Consider the following 18380-nt stretch of genomic DNA (forward strand, 5'->3'; position numbering starts at 1 on the left):
CCGGGTTCCCGAAGCTCGCGGCCGGGCCGCTGTGGTGCTGTGGGGCTGGCGCCCGGGCCGGGTTCCCGAAGCCCGCGGGCCGGTGCCCGGGCCGGGACGCTGCCCGGCGGGGGCACCGCGCGCGGCGGTCGGGCGCGCCGTCTCCGTACAGTGGTAGGCGTGACTGCCGTAGACCACCCCCGTACCGGCGCGACCGCCTCCGCGTCGGCTCCGCCGGCCAAGCCCGCGCGCAGCGGAAAGAGCCTGGCGCTCGCGCTGATCGCCGGCGCGGCCGGCGCAGCCGTCGTCCTGCTGGCCTCCGGCCGCACCTGGGCCAGGGCCACCGCCGTCGTCGCCCAGGGCGAGCTGCCGCAGACCGCGTCGGGCCAGGACGTGACGGGCGTGCCCGGCGCGCTCGCCATCGTCGGCCTGGCCGCCCTGGTCGCCCTCTTCGCGGTGCGCGGGGCGGGCCGGACCGCCGTCGCCGCGCTGCTCGCCCTCAGCGGCCTGGGCACCGTCGTCGGCGCGTACCTGGGCATCTCCGACACCGGGGCGCTGCGCGAGAAGGCCGCCACCGCGACCGGGCTGTCCGACGCCGGCGTGCAGGACGTCTCGCACACCTTCTGGCCCTGGGCCGCGGTCGTCGGCGGCCTCCTGCTGCTGGTCGCCGGGGTGCTGGCGCTGCTGTACGGGCGCCGGTGGCCCGCGATGTCGGGGCGCTACGAGCGCGCCGGCGCGTCCCCCCGCGGCCCGCGCCGCCGGACCGCCACCGACCCGGACCGGCCGGAGGAGATGTGGAAGTCGCTGGACCGGGGCGAGGACCCGACCCGGTAGTGGCCGCCCCCCGGCCATCGGGGACAATGGACCCGAGGGATCACCGCGCCCCGACCCGGGCGCGAAAAAGCTACGAGGAGCACTCATGTCGAGCAGTGGCCACGGACACACTCCCGCCGCCTGGACCGGCGTCATCATCTCGTTCATCGGCTTCTGCGTGGCCGGCGCCTTCACCGTGCTGGCGAACGTGACCGGGTTCTGGGCCGGCATCGTGCTGATCGGCATCGGCGCTGTGGCGGGCGGCGTGATGAGCGCGATGGGCATGGGCCAGGCGGGCAAGAAGGGCGCGACGGCGCGCGCCCAGGCCAAGGCCCGGCCCCAGGAGGGCTGACCCCGCGCCGGGCCCGGCCCGGCGGCAGCGATCCTGTGACGGCGCGGCTTTCCGGCCCGTACGAGCCAGGTGCCGGCGGCACCATCCGTACGGGGCCGGGGGACGCGCCGTTTCGCGTACGGCGGCCGCGCCGTCCCCCGGACGGCCGTCCCGAAGCTGCGCCGGTTCCCGTACGGCAGCACCATCGGCACGTGAGTGAACCGGTGGGCCCGGTCAGCGGGCCGGTTTCCGTCCCCCGCCCCGTCCGGCGGCTGCGGGCGCCGCTCGGCACGCTGGCGGCCGTCGTCGCCGCCTTCGCCTACGTGGGCGCCGTCGACCCCAACGAACCCGGCCACTACCCCGTGTGCCCGCTCCTCGACCTGACCGGCATTTACTGCCCGGCCTGCGGCGGCCTGCGCAGCGCGCACGCCGTCGCACACGGCGAGCTGGGGACGGCCGCGGGCGCGAACCTCCTCGCGGTCGCCGGTTACGCGGCCTGCGCGCTCTTCTGGGCGGTCTGGACCGTACGGGCCGCGCGTGGCCTCCCGACGGCGGGGCCCCGGCCCCGGGCGGTCCACTGGTGGGCGCTGGGCGGGCTGCTGCTGGTGTTCACGGCGGTCCGCAACCTTCCGTTCGGGGCGGGACTGTCGCCGTAGCGGTACGGCGGCACGGGGGCGCGGTGAGGCATGTGCGCGGGGCGTGACGAGCGAGGTTTTGATGTCCGTCGAAACCCCTCTGACCTGCTGCTTCACGGCTGCTCCGGGGCCGGGGACGTCCACCTGGTGGGACCGCCGTCAACCGGATGTGAGACCTTTGCCCCTTGCCGGATACCATCGGAGAGCCTGACAGGGCGACACCGGCCGCGAGGCAGGCTGTCACCCTCCACCGCTCAAGAAGGAGGCCGCTCGCGTGAGTGTGCTCGACGAGATCATCGAGGGAGTCCGCGCCGACCTCGCCGAGCGGCAGGCGCGCGTCGGCCTCGACGAGCTCAAGGAGCGGGCCCTCAAGGCGCGCCCGGCCAAGGACGGCGCCGCGGCCCTCAAGGGCGACAGCGTCACGGTGATCTGCGAGGTCAAGCGCTCCAGCCCGTCCAAGGGCGCGCTCGCCGCCATCGCCGACCCGGCCGGCCTGGCCGCCGACTACGAGGCGGGCGGCGCGGCCGTCATCTCCGTACTGACCGAACAGCGCAAGTTCGGCGGCTCCCTCGCCGACCTGGAGGCCGTCCGGGCCCGGGTCGACATCCCCGTCCTGCGCAAGGACTTCATCGTCACCGCCTACCAGCTGTGGGAGGCCCGCGCGTACGGCGCCGACCTGGCGCTGCTGATCGTCGCCGCGCTGGAGCAGGAGGCGCTGGTCTCGCTCATCGAGCGCGCCGAGTCGATCGGCCTGACGCCGCTCGTCGAGGTGCACGACGAGGAGGAGGCGCAGCGCGCCGTGGACGCCGGTGCGCGCGTCATCGGGGTCAACGCCCGCAACCTGAAGACCCTCGAAGTGGACCGCGGGAACTTCGCGCGGATCGCGCCGGAGATCCCCGACCACATCGTCAAGGTCGCCGAGTCCGGCGTGCGCGGGCCGCACGACCTGATCGCCTACGCCAACGAAGGCGCCGACGCCGTCCTGGTCGGCGAGTCGCTGGTCACCGGCAAGGACCCGAAGACCGCCGTCGCCGACCTGGTCGCGGCCGGTTCGCACCCCGCCATCCGGCACGGACGGGGCTGACCTCCTCCCATGACCACCGCCCGCCTCCACCGCCCCGGCCCGGGACCGCTCCCGGGCCCGGCCGGCGTGCTCGCCGCGGCCGGTGCCGCGCGCGACCCGCACGCGGCGCTGGGGCGCGGGTGCCGGCCGCGCGGCTGCCGCGCGCCGGCGCGCCGGGTGCGCGGGCGGCGGGTCAGGTATCACATCGGCGCGGAGCCGGGCCAGATCAACGGCCGGCGATGGCGTCGTAACGGCGCGCTGTAGCCGCTCGTTGCCGAGCGCGGGTGATTGATCCCCGTACGGGGGTTCCGCCCCTTGCGCCGGATCGTTCGCGTCTTGTCGGCCCGTGTGCCGTTCCGTCCCGCCCCTGCCCACGCGGTCAGGTGTTCCGGACGGACCGTCGCAAGGCCATGGCACGCACAGCGCTCCGCAGTCCCCGCCCTGCCGCCGTCTCGCCGTACGCGCGCGACGGGCGCCCGGGGCCGGCGGGACGCACCGCACACCGTGATGCCCGTATGTCCACACTTCCGGGGCGCGAGCCCCGTACCGAGGAGTACGTCGGATGTCTTCTGACTTCTTCATCCCGGACCCGGAGGGTCAGGTCCCGAACGCCGGAGGCTACTTCGGCGACTTCGGCGGCAAGTTCATCCCCGAGGCGCTGGTCGCCGCGGTGGACGAGGTGGCCGCCGAGTACGAGAAGGCCAAGGCGGACCCGGCCTTCGCCGCCGAACTCAACGACCTGATGGTCAACTACACCGGGCGGCCCAGCGCCCTGACCGAGGTGCCGCGGTTCGCCGAACACGCCGGCGGCGCCCGGGTCTTCCTCAAGCGCGAGGACCTGAACCACACCGGCTCACACAAGATCAACAACGTGCTGGGGCAGGCGCTGCTCACCAAGCGCATGGGCAAGACCCGCGTCATCGCCGAGACCGGCGCGGGCCAGCACGGCGTGGCCACCGCCACCGCCTGCGCCCTGTTCGGCCTCGAATGCACCATCTACATGGGCGAGATCGACACCGAGCGGCAGGCCCTGAACGTCGCCCGGATGCGGATGCTCGGCGCCGAGGTCGTCGCCGTGAAGTCCGGCAGCCGCACCCTCAAGGACGCCATCAACGAGGCGTTCCGCGACTGGGTCGCCAACGTCGACCGCACCCACTACCTCTTCGGCACGGTCGCCGGACCGCACCCCTTCCCGGCCCTGGTCCGCGACTTCCACCGGGTCATCGGCGTCGAGGCGCGCCGGCAGATCCTGGAGCGCGCCGGGCGCCTCCCGGACGCCGCGGTGGCCTGCGTCGGCGGCGGCTCCAACGCCATCGGCCTCTTCCACGCGTTCCTCCAGGACACCTCCGTACGGCTGGTCGGCTGCGAACCCGGCGGCCACGGCGTCGAGACCGGCGAACACGCCGCCACCCTCACCGAGGGCACCCCCGGCATCCTGCACGGCTCCCGCTCCTACGTCCTCCAGGACGAGGACGGCCAGATCACCGAGCCGTACTCGATCTCCGCCGGGCTCGACTACCCCGGCATCGGCCCGGAGCACTCCTACCTCAAGGACACCGGACGCGGCGAATACCGCGCCGTCACCGACGACGCGGCCATGCAGGCGCTGCGGCTGCTGTCGCGGACCGAGGGCATCATCCCGGCCATCGAGAGCGCCCACGCGCTGGCGGGCGCGCTGGAGATCGGCCGCGAACTGGGCGAGGACGGGCTGATCCTGGTCAACCTGTCCGGGCGCGGCGACAAGGACATGGACACCGCCGCCCGCTACTTCGGGCTCTACGGGGCGCCCGCCGACGACACGGTGGAAGCCGACGACACCGACGCCACGGACACCGCGCTCGGCGCGCACCACGAGGGGAGCAAGTGATGGCGGGCAACGTCGGGCTGCTCGGCAGCACCCTGGCCGCGGCCAAGGAGGAGAACCGGGCCGCGCTGGTCGGATACCTGCCGGCCGGCTTCCCGACCGTGGACGGCGGCGTACGGGCCGTCACCGCGATGATCGAGGGCGGCTGCGACATCGTCGAGATCGGGCTGCCGCACAGCGACCCGGTCCTGGACGGGCCGGTCATCCAGACCGCCGACGACATCGCGCTGCGCGGCGGCGTCAAGATCAAGGACGTCATCCGCACGGTCGGCGAGGTGCACGCCGCGACCGGCGCGCCGGTGCTGTGCATGACGTACTGGAACCCGGTGGACGCGTACGGCGTGGAGCGCTTCGCCGCCGACCTGGCCGCGGCGGGCGGCGCCGGCTGCATCCTGCCCGACCTGCCGGTCGAGGAGTCCGGGGTGTGGCGCGCGGCGGCCGAAGAGCACGGTCTGGCCACCGTGTTCGTGGTCGCGCCGAGCAGCCGGGACGAACGCCTGGCGAAGATCACCGCGGCGGGCAGCGGATTCGTGTACGCGGCCTCGCTGATGGGCGTCACGGGCACCCGTGAGTCGGTCGGCCGCGAGGCGCAGGACCTGGTGCGGCGCACCCGCGCCACCACCGAACTGCCGGTCTGTGTCGGCCTCGGCGTCTCGAACGCCGAACAGGCCGCCGAGGTCGCGCAGTTCGCGGACGGCGTCATCGTCGGCTCGGCCTTCGTCAAGCGGCTGCTGGACGCCGGGGACGACCTGGCGGCCGGCCTCGCGGGCGTCCGCGAGCTGGCGGGGGAACTGGCGGCGGGCGTGCGCAAGCGCGGCTGACGCGCGTCCCTCGTTAGGACGAAGAACGCGGCGGAGGGGTGCGGCGGCGCCCCTCCGCTTCGTTGTTCAGGGGCGTGAGCCAGAACAATCAAGACAAAAAGAACAGCGCCCGTGAGCGGCTGCAGGCCCAGCGCGCGAAGGAGAAGCAGCGCGAGCGCCGCGGCCGGCAACTGAAGGTCGGGGGAGCGGTGGTGGCGGTACTGGCCGTGGCCGGTGGCATCGCCGTATGGGCGGCCTCCTCGGGCGACGACTCCGGCGGCAGCGGCAAGGTGGCCATGCCCAAGGGCGCGCAGGACAGCGACAAGCCCGCGGTGCCGGTCGGCAAGAAGGAGGCCCCGTCCACGCTCACCGTGTGGGAGGACTTCCGCTGCCCCGCGTGCGCCCAGTTCGAGAAGGGCTTCCGCGGCGCCATCCACGAACTGGAGGACGCCGGGCAGCTCAAGACCGACTACCACCTCGCGACGATCATCGACGGCAGCATGGGCGGCAAGGGGTCGGTCACCGCCGCCAACGCCGCGCTCTGCGCCCAGGACGCGGGCCGCTTCCGCGAATACCACGACGTGCTCTACGAGAACCAGCCGCCGGAGCAGCAGGACCGGTTCTCGGACAAGAAGTACCTGATCCAGCTGGCCGGGAAGGTGAACGGACTGGTCAGCGACACCTTCACCCAGTGCGTCGAAAAGGGCACGTACACGGACTTCGTCTACAAGTCCAACTCCGCCTTCACCAACACCGGCTACCGCGGCACCCCGACGGTCCTGCTGAACGGCAAGAACCTCGCGGAGGACAAGAACCTCACCCCCGACGGGCTGAAGCAGAAGGTCCGGGACGCGGCCAAGGACAAGAAGGCGGGCGGCGGCGCCACCGGGGACAAGCCGTCCGGACCGAAGGCCGCCGGATCGGAGCAGAGCGGCGGCGGCTCGGCGGGTGCTTCCGCGGGCTCCTCGGCGGGTTCCTCGGCGGGCAACGCGGCCGGGCACTCCGCGGGCGCGGGGACGGCTGCTGGGGCGGGGCATGGGGCCGGGACGGGGCACAGTGCCGGGGCCGGGCACTCGGGAGCCGGGCACACGGGGCGGGATGCGGACGGGAGTACGGGCGGCCGGGCGCCGGCTCCGTGAGGGGTGGGGGCGAGATGGCGGGGCCGTGACCGGCGGGGCCATGGCGGGCGGGGTCGTGACTGGCCCGTCCATGACGGGCGGGGTCGTGACCGGCGGGCCCGGTCCGGCGGCGGCTCCGGCAGATCGCGTGGCCGTCGGCGCAGCCGCTCCCGTGGTTGTTCCCGTGGCCGCTCCCGTGGTCGCTCCCATGACCGCTCCCATGACCGCTCCCACGGCCGTCCCCATAGCCATCCCCGTAACCGACCGTCGACAGTGACGGTCGTTACACAGCCGTAGCCGGGTGGGTTGTCGCCGCGCCCACCTGGCGCGGTAGCGTCATCCCTGCCATGGACCTCGCATTCATTCCCAGCCCCTCGACGGGTGTCGTACACCTCGGCCCGATCCCCCTGCGCGGCTACGCCTTCTGCATCATCATCGGCGTGTTCGTCGGCGTCTGGCTCGGCAACAAGCGCTGGATCCAGCGCGGCGGCCGCTCCGGGACGGTCGCGGACATCGCCGTGTGGGCCGTGCCCTTCGGGCTCGTCGGAGGCCGCCTCTACCACGTCATCACGACGTATGAGCCGTACTTCGGCAAGGGCGGCAACCCCCTCAACGCCTTCAAGGTCTGGGAGGGCGGCCTCGGCATCTGGGGCGCCGTCGCGCTCGGCGCGGTGGGCGCCTGGATCGGCTGCCGCCGCCGCGGCATCCCGCTGCCCGCGTACATGGACGCACTGGCGCCGGGCCTCGCCCTGGGGCAGGCGATCGGCCGCTGGGGCAACTGGTTCAACCAGGAGCTGTACGGCCGTGCCACCGACCTCCCGTGGGCGCTCAAGATCAGCGACGACCCGTCCGTCGGCCGGATCGGCGGCACCTACCACCCCACGTTCCTGTACGAGTCGCTGTGGTGCATCGGCGTCGCGCTGCTCGTCATCTGGGCCGACAAGCGCTTCAAGCTCGGACACGGACGGGCCTTCGCGCTGTACGTGGCGTCCTACTGCGCCGGCCGCGCCTGGATCGAGTACATGCGGGTCGACGAGGCCCACCACATCCTGGGCCTGCGCCTGAACGTGTGGACCGCGCTCATCGGCCTTGTGCTCTCCATCCTCTACATCGTCATCTCGGCGAAGAAGGTGCCGGGCCGCGAGGAGGTCGTCGAGCCGGGGGCCCAGGACGAGGTCACGGACGGCGCGGACAAGGACACCGAGGCCGCCGGGCGCGCCGGGGACAAGAGCCCCAAGAAGGCCGGAACTCCCGAGAAGGCCGGAGCCCCCAAGGCCGCGGGCAGCGGCAAGGAGAGCGTGGCCAACGGCGCCGCGAAGCTCACGAAGGACGCCGGATCCGGGAGCCCGGGCGGCGGAACCCGGAGCGGCAAGGAGTCCTGACCCCGGCGGCACGCCGCCCAGGCCCGACGGAGGCCGTCCTGACCCAGCGGGGCCGGGGCGGCCTCCGTCGCGTCCGGCGGGCTGACGGGGTGGCCGCTGCCGCGGGCGGAGGCCGGTGGTCCGTTCCGTACGGGGGCGGCGGGATGGCACCGCGCTTCTCTCTTCCCCCCCGCCCCCGGGGGCCCCGCCCCCCCCGCCCCACCACCCCCTTCCCGCCCCGGCTCCAGGCTTCCGGCTTCCGGCCCTGCTCCCGGCTCCCCGCTCCCGGGCCCTGCTCCCGGGCCCTGCTCCCGGGCCCTCGTCCCGGCCCCGATTCCCGGCTCGGTCCCGGCTTCCGGCCCCAGCCCCCAGCTTCCGGTTCCGGGCCCCAGCCCGGGGGCCTGGTTCCCGGCCCTAACCCCGGTTCCCGCCCCGGCCCCGGCTTCCGGTCCTGCTCCCAGCTCCCGACCCCCGCCCCCGAAGCCGCTTACAGCTTCCCGCCCCCACACCCCCACCCGCATTGCGGTTTCCCGCAGTCTTGTCTGCGGCTTTCCGTATTCCGCCGGTCCGCGTTCTGTGATCCGGCCCTCACCCGCAGCCATCGGCTCCGCAAAGCCGCAGGTCAGCGAGGTAAGTTCGGCCTTCCTTGCTAGCGCGAACGGGCAAGTGGCGCATAGCGTCGAGGTGTTGGAGGGGGAAGCGCCGGAGTCGGCCCACACCTCGTGAGAAGGGAACGGGTCCCTACATGTCCGTCATGGAAGCCATGGACGCTTCGGCGCCCACGCACATAGCCCACCGCGACAACCACACCCACCGCGACGTGAACGGCGGCTGGCTGCGCCCCGCCGTCTTCGGTGCGATGGACGGGCTGGTGTCGAACCTGGCTCTGATGACCGGTGTCGCCGGCGGCGCGGTCTCGCAGCAGACCATCATCATCACCGGCCTCGCGGGGCTGGCCGCCGGCGCCTTCTCGATGGCGGCCGGCGAGTACACCTCGGTGGCCTCCCAGCGCGAGCTGGTCCTCGCCGAGCTGGACGTGGAGCGGCGCGAGCTGCGCAAGCACCCCAAGGACGAGCTGGAGGAACTCGCGGCGCTGTACGAGTCGCGCGGGGTGGAGCCGAAGCTGGCCCGTGAGGTGGCCAAGCAGCTGTCCAAGGACCCCGAGCAGGCGCTGGAGATCCACGCCCGCGAGGAGCTGGGCATCGACCCGTCCGACCTGCCGTCGCCGATGGTCGCCGCCGTCTCGTCCTTCGGGTCGTTCGCGCTGGGCGCGCTGCTGCCGGTGCTGCCGTACCTGCTGGGCGCCTCCCAGCTGTGGCCCGCGGTGCTGCTGGCGCTGGTGGGGCTGTTCGGCTGCGGGGCGGTCGTGGCCCGTGTGACGGCGCGGTCCTGGTGGTTCAGCGGGCTGCGGCAGCTGGCCCTCGGCGGCGCCGCGGCGGGTGTGACGTACGTCCTGGGCGCATTGTTCGGTACGGCCGTAGGGTGACGCCGCGTGCGGCGCTATGCGGGCGTGCGCATAATTACCGCGTTACTTGGCGGTTTCGTTTCGCTGAGGGCCGGGCATAAGGCCCAAGCGTTGCGGGCAATGTCGCCTGCTCGAAAACGACGCTCACGATGCCGGCGGAGGCCGATCCGTCCGCCCGCGTCCTCGGTCCACCGCCACCAGTGGTGTCCGCATGCTGGAAGGCTCCATCCGCTTTTCGAGAAGCGAGCCATCCTGTAACCTGCACGAAATTTCGCGGAGGGCCAACGTCGTCCCTCGGCACATGACATGCCACGACGACGTTGGGAGAGCCGATGCGTTCCGCGTCCACGCACTCCGCGACCACCGGCAGCGCCGGCGCCGCCTGGTCGCCCTTGGACGGGCGTCCCGCCCCGCAGGGAATGTACGACCCCCGCAACGAACACGACGCCTGCGGCGTCGGCTTCGTGGCGACCCTGACCGGTGAGGCCGACCACGCGCTGGTCGAGCAGGCCCTCACCGTCCTGCGCAACCTGGAACACCGCGGCGCGACCGGCTCCGAGCCCGACTCCGGTGACGGTGCCGGCATCCTCCTCCAGGTCCCGGACGCCTTCCTGCGCGAGAGCGTCACCTTCGCGCTCCCCGAGGCCGGCGCGTACGCCGTCGGCATCGCCTTCCTGCCCTCCGTGGCCGAGGACGCCGCGGCCGCCGTCTCGCGGATCGAGACGATCGCGTCCGAAGAGAGGCTGGACGTCCTCGGCTGGCGGGTCGTCCCGGTCGCCCCGCAGCTGCTCGGCAACGGCGCCCGCGCCACGATGCCCGCGTTCTCCCAGCTGTTCGTCGCCGACAAGCAGGGCAAGGACACCGGCCTGGCGCTGGACCGCAAGGCGTTCGTGCTGCGCAAGCGCGCCGAGCGCGAGGCGGGGGTCTACTTCCCCTCGCTGTCCGCGCGCACGATCGTCTACAAGGGCATGCTGACCACCGGGCAGCTGGAGCCGTTCTTCCCGGACCTGTCCGACCGCCGCTTCGCGACGGCCATCGCGCTGGTCCACTCGCGGTTCTCCACCAACACCTTCCCGAGCTGGCCGCTGGCCCACCCGTACCGCTTCGTCGCCCACAACGGTGAGATCAACACCGTCCAGGGCAACCGCAACTGGATGCGGGCCCGCGAGTCGCAGCTGGCCAGCAAGCTCTTCGCGGACGCCACCGGCAACACCGACAACCTGGAGCGCCTGTTCCCGGTCTGCACCCCGGACGCCTCCGACTCGGCCTCCTTCGACGAGGTCCTGGAGCTGCTGCACCTCGGCGGCCGTTCGCTGCCGCACTCGGTGCTGATGATGGTCCCGGAGGCGTGGGAGAACAGCACCTCCATGGACCCGGCGCGGCGGGCCTTCTACCAGTACCACTCCACGATGATGGAGCCCTGGGACGGCCCGGCCTGCGTCACCTTCACCGACGGCACCCAGGTCGGCGCGGTCCTGGACCGCAACGGCCTGCGCCCGGGCCGCTACTGGGTCACCGACGACGGCCTGGTGGTGCTCTCCTCCGAGGTCGGCGTCCTGGACATCGACCCGGCCAAGGTCGTCCGCAAGGGCCGCCTGCAGCCCGGCCGGATGTTCCTGGTGGACACCGCCGAGCACCGCATCATCGAGGACGACGAGATCAAGGCGCAGCTCGCCGCCGAGCACCCGTACCAGGAATGGCTGGACGCGGGCCTGATCGAGCTGGCCGACCTGCCCGAGCGCGAGCACATCGTGCACACCCACGCCTCGGTCACCCGCCGCCAGCAGACCTTCGGCTACACGGAGGAGGAGCTGCGCGTCATCCTGGCGCCGATGGCCAAGGCCGGCGCCGAGCCGATCGGCTCCATGGGCACGGACTCGCCGATCGCCGCCCTCTCCGAGCGCCCGCGGCTGCTGTTCGACTACTTCACCCAGCTGTTCGCGCAGGTCACCAACCCGCCGCTGGACGCCATCCGCGAGGAGCTGGTCACCTCGCTGATCTCCTCGCTGGGCCCGCAGGGCAACCTGCTGGAGCCGAGCGCGGCCTCCTGCCGCAGCGTCACGCTGCCCTTCCCGGTGATCGACAACGATGAGCTGGCCAAGCTCATCCACATCAACGCCGACGGCGACATGCCGGGCATGAAGGCGGTCACCCTCTCCGGCCTGTACCGGGTCTCCGGCGGTGGCGAGGCACTGGCCGCCCGGATCGCCCGGATCTGCGCCGAGGCCGACGCCGCCATCGAGGACGGCGCCCGCCTGATCGTGCTCTCCGACCGCCATTCGGACGCCGAGCACGCGCCCATCCCGTCCCTGCTGCTGACCGCCGCGGTGCACCACCACCTGATCGGCACCAAGCAGCGCACCCAGGTCGGCCTGCTCGTCGAGGCCGGTGACGTGCGCGAGGTGCACCACGTCGCGCTGCTCATCGGGTACGGGGCCGCCGCCGTCAACCCGTACCTGGCCATGGAGTCCGTCGAGGACCTGGTCCGGGCCGGTACGTTCCTGCCGAAGGACACCGACCCCGAGGCCGCGATCAGGAACCTGATCAAGGCGCTCGGCAAGGGCGTCCTGAAGGTGATGTCCAAGATGGGCATCTCCACCGTGGCCTCCTACCGGGGCGCCCAGGTCTTCGAGGCCGTCGGCCTGGACCAGTCCTTCGTGGACGCCTACTTCCACGGCACCACCACGAAGATCGGCGGCGCCGGCATCGACGTGATCGCCGAGGAGGTCGCCGCCCGGCACGCCAAGGCGTACCCGGCCACCGGCATCGCCCCGGCGCACCGCGCGCTGGACATCGGCGGCGAGTACCAGTGGCGCCGCGAGGGCGAGCCGCACCTGTTCGACCCGGACACGGTCTTCCGCCTCCAGCACTCCACCCGCTCGCGCCGGTACGACATCTTCAAGCAGTACACCGACCGGGTGAACGAGCAGTCCGAGCGTCTGATGACGCTGCGCGGCCTGTTCTCGTTCAAGTCCGACCGCCCGGCGGTGCCGCTGGAGGAGGTCGAGCCCGCCTCGGAGATCGTCAAGCGCTTCTCCACCGGCGCCATGTCGTACGGCTCCATCTCCAAGGAGGCGCACGAGACCCTCGCCATCGCCATGAACCAGTTGGGCGGCAAGTCCAACACCGGTGAGGGCGGCGAGGACCCGGAGCGCCTGTACGACCCGGCGCGCCGCTCCGCGATCAAGCAGGTGGCCTCCGGCCGGTTCGGCGTGACCAGCGAGTACCTGGTCAATTCCGATGACATCCAGATCAAGATGGCGCAGGGCGCCAAGCCCGGCGAGGGCGGCCAGCTGCCCGGCCACAAGGTGTACCCGTGGGTGGCCAAGACCCGGCACTCGACGCCCGGCGTCGGCCTGATCTCCCCGCCGCCGCACCACGACATCTACTCCATCGAGGACCTCGCCCAGCTCATCCACGACCTGAAGAACGCCAACCCGCAGGCCCGCATCCACGTGAAGCTGGTCTCCGAGGTCGGCGTCGGCACGGTCGCCGCGGGCGTCTCCAAGGCGCACGCGGACGTGGTCCTCATCTCCGGCCACGACGGCGGTACGGGCGCCTCCCCGCTGACCTCCCTGAAGCACGCGGGCGGCCCCTGGGAGCTGGGCCTGGCCGAGACGCAGCAGACGCTGCTGCTCAACGGGCTGCGCGACCGGATCGTGGTGCAGACCGACGGCCAGCTCAAGACCGGCCGCGACGTGGTCATCGCCGCCCTGCTGGGCGCCGAGGAGTACGGCTTCGCGACCGCGCCGCTGGTGGTCTCCGGCTGCGTCATGATGCGGGTGTGCCACCTGGACACCTGCCCGGTCGGCATCGCCACCCAGAACCCGACGCTGCGCGAGCGCTTCAGCGGCAAGGCCGAGTACGTCGTCAACTTCTTCGAGTTCATCGCCGAGGAGGTCCGCGAGCTGCTGGCCGAGCTGGGCTTCCGCTCGCTGGACGAGGCGATCGGCCACGCCGACCTGCTCGACACCAGCCGCGCCGTGCACCACTGGAAGGCGCAGGGCCTGGACCTGGCCCCGCTGCTGCACGTGCCCGAGCTGCCCGAGGGCGCCGTCCGCCACCAGATCGCCGCCCAGGACCACGGCCTGGAGAAGGCGCTCGACAACGAGCTGATCAAGCTGGCCGCCGACGCGCTGTCCGCGGACACCGCCGAGGCCGCGCAGCCCGTACGGGCCCAGGTGGCGATCCGCAACATCAACCGGACCGTCGGCACCATGCTCGGCCACGAGGTGACCAAGAAGTTCGGCGGCGCGGGCCTGCCCGACGACACCATCGACATCACCTTCACCGGCTCGGCCGGCCAGTCCTTCGGCGCGTTCCTGCCGCGCGGCATCACGCTGCGCCTGGAGGGCGACGCCAACGACTACGTCGGCAAGGGCCTGTCGGGCGGCCGGATCGTGGTCCGCCCGGACCGCGGCGCCGACCACCTCGCGGAGTACTCGACCATCGCGGGCAACACCCTCGCCTACGGCGCCACCGGCGGCGAGCTGTTCCTGCGCGGCCGGGTCGGCGAGCGGTTCTGCGTCCGCAACTCCGGCGCCACGGTGGTCTCCGAGGGCGTCGGCGACCACGGCTGCGAGTACATGACCGGCGGCCACGCCGTCGTCCTGGGCGAGACCGGGCGCAACTTCGCGGCCGGCATGTCCGGCGGCATCGCGTACGTCATCGACCTGGACCCGGCCAACGTCAACCGTGAGCTGACCGCCGCCGTGACCACCGAGCTGGACGCCGCCGACCGCGCGTGGCTGCACGACGTCGTGCGCCGCCACCAGGAGGAGACCGGCTCCACCGTCGCCGAGAAGCTGCTCGCCGACTGGGACGCCGCGCTGACCCGCTTCAGCAAGGTCATTCCGGCCACCTACCAGGCAGTGCTCGCCGCCAAGGACGCCGCCGAGCGAGCCGGGCTCTCCGAGTCCGAGACCCACGAGAAGATGATGGAGGCGGCGATCAATGGCTGACCCCAAGGGCTTCCTGACCACCGGCCGCGAGGTCGCCAAGACCCGGCCCGTCGCCGAGCGCGTCAAGGACTGGAACGAGGTCTACGTCCCCGGTTCGCTGCTGCCGATCATCAGCAAGCAGGCCGGGCGCTGCATGGACTGCGGCATCCCCTTCTGCCACAACGGCTGTCCGCTGGGCAACCTCATCCCCGAGTGGAACGACTACGCCTACCGCGAGGACTGGACGGCCGCCAGCGAGCGGCTGCACGCGACCAACAACTTCCCGGAGTTCACCGGTCGCCTGTGCCCCGCCCCGTGCGAGTCGGCGTGTGTGCTGGGCATCAACCAGCCGCCGGTGACCATCAAGAACGTCGAGGTCACCATCATCGACAAGGCGTGGGACAACGGGGACGTCACCCCGCAGCCCCCGGAGCGGCTGTCCGGCAAGACGGTCGCCGTCATCGGCTCGGGTCCGGCGGGCCTGGCCGCCGCCCAGCAGCTGACCCGGGCGGGCCACACCGTCGCCGTCTACGAGCGCGCGGACCGTATCGGCGGCCTCCTCCGCTACGGCATCCCCGAGTTCAAGATGGAAAAGCGCCACATCAACCGCCGCATCGAGCAGATGCGGGCGGAAGGCACCAAGTTCCGTACGGAGGTGGAGATCGGCCGGGACATCGACGCCGCCAAGCTGCGCAAGCGCTACGACGCCGTCGTGATCGCCGCCGGCGCCACCACCTCCCGCGACCTGAAGGTCCCCGGCCGCGAGCTGAACGGCATCCACTTCGCGATGGAGTACCTGCCGCTCGCCAACAAGGTGCAGGAGGGCGACCTGACGGTCTCCCCGATCACCGCCGAGGGCAAGCACGTCGTGGTCATCGGCGGCGGCGACACCGGCGCGGACTGCGTCGGCACGGCACACCGCCAGGGCGCGAAGTCCGTCACCCAGCTGGAGATCATGGGCAGGCCCGGCGACGAGCGGAACCCGAACCAGCCGTGGCCGACCTTCCCGATGCTCTACAAGGTCACCTCCGCGCACGAGGAGGGCGGCGAGCGGCTGTACTCCGTCTCCACCACCCACTTCGAGGGCGACGAGGACGGCAACGTCCAGTGGCTGCACCTGGTCGAGGTGGAGTTCAAGGACGGCCGTCCGGAGCCGAAGCCGGGCACCGAGCGGAAGATCCCCGCGCAGCTGGTCACCCTGGCCATGGGCTTCACCGGCACCGACCAGGAGAACGGCCTGGTCGAGCAGTTCGGCCTGGAGCTGGACGCACGCGGCAACATCGCCCGCGACGCGGACTTCGCCACCAACGTCCCCGGCGTGTACGTTGCCGGTGACGCGGGCCGCGGCCAGTCGCTGATCGTCTGGGCCATCGCCGAGGGCCGCTCCGCGGCGCGCGGCGTGGACCGCTACCTCGCGGGCGCCAGCGCGCTGCCCGCCCCCATCAAGCCGACGGACCGCGCACTGACCGTGTAGCGGCCCCGGCCTCCAGATGTCCCGCACAACGACGTGCGGAACACCGCGGCGCCTGTCCCCCTCCCCGACCGGAGCGCAGGCGCCGCACTCTTTTCCCCGGCCGCACTCCTTCTCCCGACCGGGCGCTACTCGCCCACCTGCGTGATCCGGTCGTCGCCCAGCCGCGCCTGCACGTCCTGGAGGAGGATCTTCAGCAACCCGGCGAGCTGCTCCTGCTGGTCCGGGGTCAGACAGCAGACCAGTTCCGTCTCCCGGTGCAGCACCTGGTCCACGGTCCGCTCGACGAGTTCATGACCCGCCGGGGTCAGTTCCACCCATACCGTACGAGGGCGGCCCTCGCCCGCGCGGCGCACCACCAGCCCCTCCCGCTCCGCGCGCGCGACGCGCTGGGAGATCGCGCCGGCCGTCACCATGGAGCGCGCCGCCAGGTCGCGGGTGCTGAGGGTGTACGGCTCACCGGCCCGGCGCAACACGCTGAGCAGGTCGAGGGTGGCGGTGTCCACCCCGGCGCGGGCCAGCACCCGGCGCCGGTCGTCGCCGAGCAGCTTCGCCAGCTGCCAGACGGGCGTGACGATCCCGATGGCCGAGACGGGGGTCCCGGGGCGCTCGCGTTCCCAGGCGTCGGCGATCTCCTGGACGGGGTACGGGGTGTCCGCACTTGCCATGGGCCCTCCTGGTGGTGTTACGTTCAGACCTAAATTTAGACCTGAATGAATGACGTCGGGAGCTACCTTATGTCACGCACCATCCTGGTCACCGGCGGCGCCACCGGCATCGGCCTGGCCGTCGCCCGCCACTTCGCCGCGCAGGGCGACGCGGTCACCGTCACCGGCCGCCGCCCCGCGCCCCTGGAGAAGGCCGCCGAGGAGACCGGCGCCCGCGCGGTCGTCTGCGACCACACCGACCCCGCCGCGCTGGACCGCCTGCTCGCCGAACTGCCCGCCTCGATCAACGTCCTGGTCAACAACGCCGGCGGCAACACCGACCTGGACGACGCGCCGGGCGACGACCTGGCCTCGTACGCCCGCGCCTTCCGCGCCAATCTCGACGCCAACCTGCTCACCGCCGCCCTCACCACCAAGGCCGTCGAGGCCCGGCTCGCCCCCGGCGGCGCCGTGGTGCACATCGGCTCGATCGCCGCGGACCGGGGCGCCGGCTCCCTGGGCGCGTACGGCGCGGCCAAGGCCGGGCTGACCACCTGGAACCTCGACCTGGCGAACACGCTCGGCCCGCGCGGCATCACCGCCAACGTCGTCTCGCCCGGCTACATCGAGGACACCGAGTTCTTCCGGGACCACCTCGCCGACGAGCGGCGCACCCAGCTGATCGCGCAGACCGCGACCGGCCGCGCGGGCCGTCCGGAGGACATCGCGGCGACGGTGGCGTTCCTGGCGTCCGAGGGGGCGCGGCACATCACGGGACAGGTGATCGGCGTCAACGGAGGGGCGTACATGAGCCGTTGACCGAGTGGGGCGGGCCGGGGAGCCGTTCCCGCGCGCTCCTCCCTCGCCCCTCCCTCTCTCCTTCCTCTCTCCTTCCGCTGCGGGCCCTCTACGAGTCCTCGACGAGGCGGGCCGGGAAGCCGCCCTTGGCGATCGGCCCCCACCGCAACGGCGTCACCCGGATCAGCGACTTGCCCTGCGTGAGCATCGCGGCACGGTATTCGTGCCAGTCCGGGTGCTCGCCCGCGATGTTGCGGTAGTACTCGACCAGCGGCTCGACCGAGTCCGGCGCGTCCAGGATCTCCGCCTCGCCGTCGACCTGCACCCAGGGGCCGTTCCACTCGTCCGACAGGACGAGCACGCTCACCGACGGGCTCCGGCGCGCGTTGCGCACCTTGGCCCGCTCCGGGTACGTGGCCATCACCAGGCGCCCGGAGTCGTCCACGCCGCAGGTCAGCGGGGACGCCTGCGGGGTGCCGTCGGAGCGGCGGGTGAGCAGGACCGCGCGGTGCCGGGAGCGGACGAAGTCCAGCAGGCCGTCGAGATCCACGCGGGTGTTGGTGGCGATGGAAGGGCTCATACGGGCGAGCCTAGGCGGTGGAGTGCGCTCCAAGGAGGGTGTGACATTCCTGGGGGCGGCGGTTCGTGCCGTCCACGCTATTGACTAAAAGTCAGCGTGGCACGACGCTGCTGGGCAGCCGTCGTAGCCGCACCCCGGGAGGACCGGTGGGTACAGGTATAGGCACAGGCACGGGAACGGGAACGGGAACGGGTGCCGGCAAAGGTTCCGGTTCCGATACAGGTACGGACGCACAAGCCGGCGCGGGTCCGGACTCCGCTGCCCTGCGCGAACTGGCCGAAGCGCTCGGCGCACCGCCGCCGCCCGGCCTCGCCGCCGCCGCGCCCGAAGGACTCGCCCTCCTGGCGCGCGCGGTGCGCGCCCGCCGCGAGAGCCACGCCGCCGGCCTCAACGACGCGGCCGAAGCGGCCTTGCAGTTGGTGCCCGCCCTCGCTCGCGGCCCCGTACGCCGCATTCTCTTCCGCTGACCTGAGGAATGACCTGAGGGCTGATCCGCCGACCGATCCACCGACTGA

Annotated in this window: 16 protein-coding genes; 14 read left to right on the forward strand and 2 right to left on the reverse strand. The window is 72.6% G+C overall.

Features of this window, described 5'->3' with window-relative positions; genetic code table 11:
- Nucleotides 1-159 precede the first annotated feature (159 nt).
- The 12 genes from CP973_RS11365 to CP973_RS11420 all read left to right on the forward strand — a co-directional run bounded on the left by CP973_RS11365 (nt 160) and on the right by CP973_RS11420 (nt 15843).
- On the forward strand, nt 160-813 hold the full coding sequence (locus CP973_RS11365; RefSeq protein ID WP_425281957.1) for a TIGR02234 family membrane protein: 654 nt from the start codon (nt 160-162) through the stop codon (nt 811-813).
- A gap of 85 nt (nt 814-898) precedes the next feature.
- On the forward strand, nt 899-1144 hold the full coding sequence (locus CP973_RS11370; protein WP_150239849.1) for an HGxxPAAW family protein: 246 nt from the start codon (nt 899-901) through the stop codon (nt 1142-1144).
- A gap of 191 nt (nt 1145-1335) precedes the next feature.
- Nucleotides 1336-1779 carry a DUF2752 domain-containing protein gene (locus CP973_RS11375; RefSeq protein ID WP_150239851.1) on the forward strand — a complete coding sequence of 148 codons (444 nt, stop codon included), beginning with the start codon at nt 1336-1338 and terminating at the stop codon, nt 1777-1779.
- Between the two features lie 253 nt (nt 1780-2032).
- Nucleotides 2033-2842 (forward strand): indole-3-glycerol phosphate synthase TrpC, encoded by an 810-nt coding sequence (trpC, locus tag CP973_RS11380; RefSeq protein ID WP_150239853.1) that lies wholly within the window; start codon nt 2033-2035, stop codon nt 2840-2842.
- 9 nt (nt 2843-2851) lie between these two features.
- Complete coding sequence (gene trpM, locus CP973_RS11385) at nt 2852-3085, forward strand: tryptophan biosynthesis modulator TrpM (protein WP_032914522.1); 234 nt, start codon at nt 2852-2854, stop codon at nt 3083-3085.
- 298 nt (nt 3086-3383) lie between these two features.
- Nucleotides 3384-4688, forward strand: a complete 1305-nt coding sequence (gene trpB, locus CP973_RS11390; protein WP_150239855.1) for a tryptophan synthase subunit beta — start codon at nt 3384-3386, stop codon at nt 4686-4688.
- Complete coding sequence (gene trpA / locus CP973_RS11395) at nt 4688-5506, forward strand: tryptophan synthase subunit alpha (RefSeq protein WP_150239857.1); 819 nt, start codon at nt 4688-4690, stop codon at nt 5504-5506. The genes trpB and trpA overlap by 1 nt, the downstream gene beginning before the upstream one ends.
- A 74-nt stretch (nt 5507-5580) precedes the next feature.
- Nucleotides 5581-6624: a DsbA family protein gene (locus CP973_RS11400; RefSeq protein ID WP_150239859.1), complete on the forward strand. Its 1044-nt coding sequence runs from the start codon at nt 5581-5583 to the stop codon at nt 6622-6624.
- A 326-nt stretch (nt 6625-6950) separates the two neighbouring features.
- Nucleotides 6951-7985 (forward strand): prolipoprotein diacylglyceryl transferase, encoded by a 1035-nt coding sequence (lgt, locus tag CP973_RS11405; protein WP_150239861.1) that lies wholly within the window; start codon nt 6951-6953, stop codon nt 7983-7985.
- A 733-nt stretch (nt 7986-8718) separates the two neighbouring features.
- Nucleotides 8719-9450: a VIT1/CCC1 transporter family protein gene (locus CP973_RS11410; RefSeq protein WP_150243449.1), complete on the forward strand. Its 732-nt coding sequence runs from the start codon at nt 8719-8721 to the stop codon at nt 9448-9450.
- A 311-nt stretch (nt 9451-9761) separates the two neighbouring features.
- Entirely contained in the window at nt 9762-14390 is a 4629-nt protein-coding gene (gene gltB, locus CP973_RS11415; RefSeq protein WP_150239863.1) for a glutamate synthase large subunit, read from the forward strand.
- Nucleotides 14383-15843, forward strand: coding sequence for a glutamate synthase subunit beta (locus CP973_RS11420; RefSeq protein WP_150239865.1), 1461 nt, complete (start codon nt 14383-14385; stop codon nt 15841-15843). Before gltB ends, CP973_RS11420 begins: the two co-directional genes overlap by 8 nt.
- 125 nt (nt 15844-15968) lie before the next feature.
- On the opposite strand, the gene CP973_RS11425 is transcribed toward CP973_RS11420, so the two are convergent.
- Nucleotides 15969-16508 (reverse strand): MarR family winged helix-turn-helix transcriptional regulator, encoded by a 540-nt coding sequence (locus tag CP973_RS11425; RefSeq protein WP_150239867.1) that lies wholly within the window; start codon nt 16506-16508, stop codon nt 15969-15971.
- Nucleotides 16509-16577: 69 nt separating this feature from the next.
- Between CP973_RS11425 and CP973_RS11430 the strand changes: the two genes are divergently transcribed.
- Entirely contained in the window at nt 16578-17306 is a 729-nt protein-coding gene (locus tag CP973_RS11430) for an SDR family NAD(P)-dependent oxidoreductase (RefSeq protein WP_150239869.1), read from the forward strand.
- Nucleotides 17307-17394: 88 nt separating this feature from the next.
- On the opposite strand, the gene CP973_RS11435 is transcribed toward CP973_RS11430, so the two are convergent.
- Nucleotides 17395-17865 (reverse strand): PPOX class F420-dependent oxidoreductase, encoded by a 471-nt coding sequence (locus CP973_RS11435; protein WP_150239871.1) that lies wholly within the window; start codon nt 17863-17865, stop codon nt 17395-17397.
- 146 nt (nt 17866-18011) lie between these two features.
- Here CP973_RS11435 and CP973_RS11440 point away from each other — a divergent pair, with 146 nt between their 5' ends.
- Complete coding sequence (locus CP973_RS11440; protein WP_244409386.1) at nt 18012-18332, forward strand: hypothetical protein; 321 nt, start codon at nt 18012-18014, stop codon at nt 18330-18332.
- The last annotated feature ends 48 nt before the right edge of the window (nt 18333-18380 follow it).

This window comes from Streptomyces albofaciens JCM 4342 (assembly GCF_008634025.1).
Taxonomy (GTDB): domain Bacteria; phylum Actinomycetota; class Actinomycetes; order Streptomycetales; family Streptomycetaceae; genus Streptomyces; species Streptomyces albofaciens.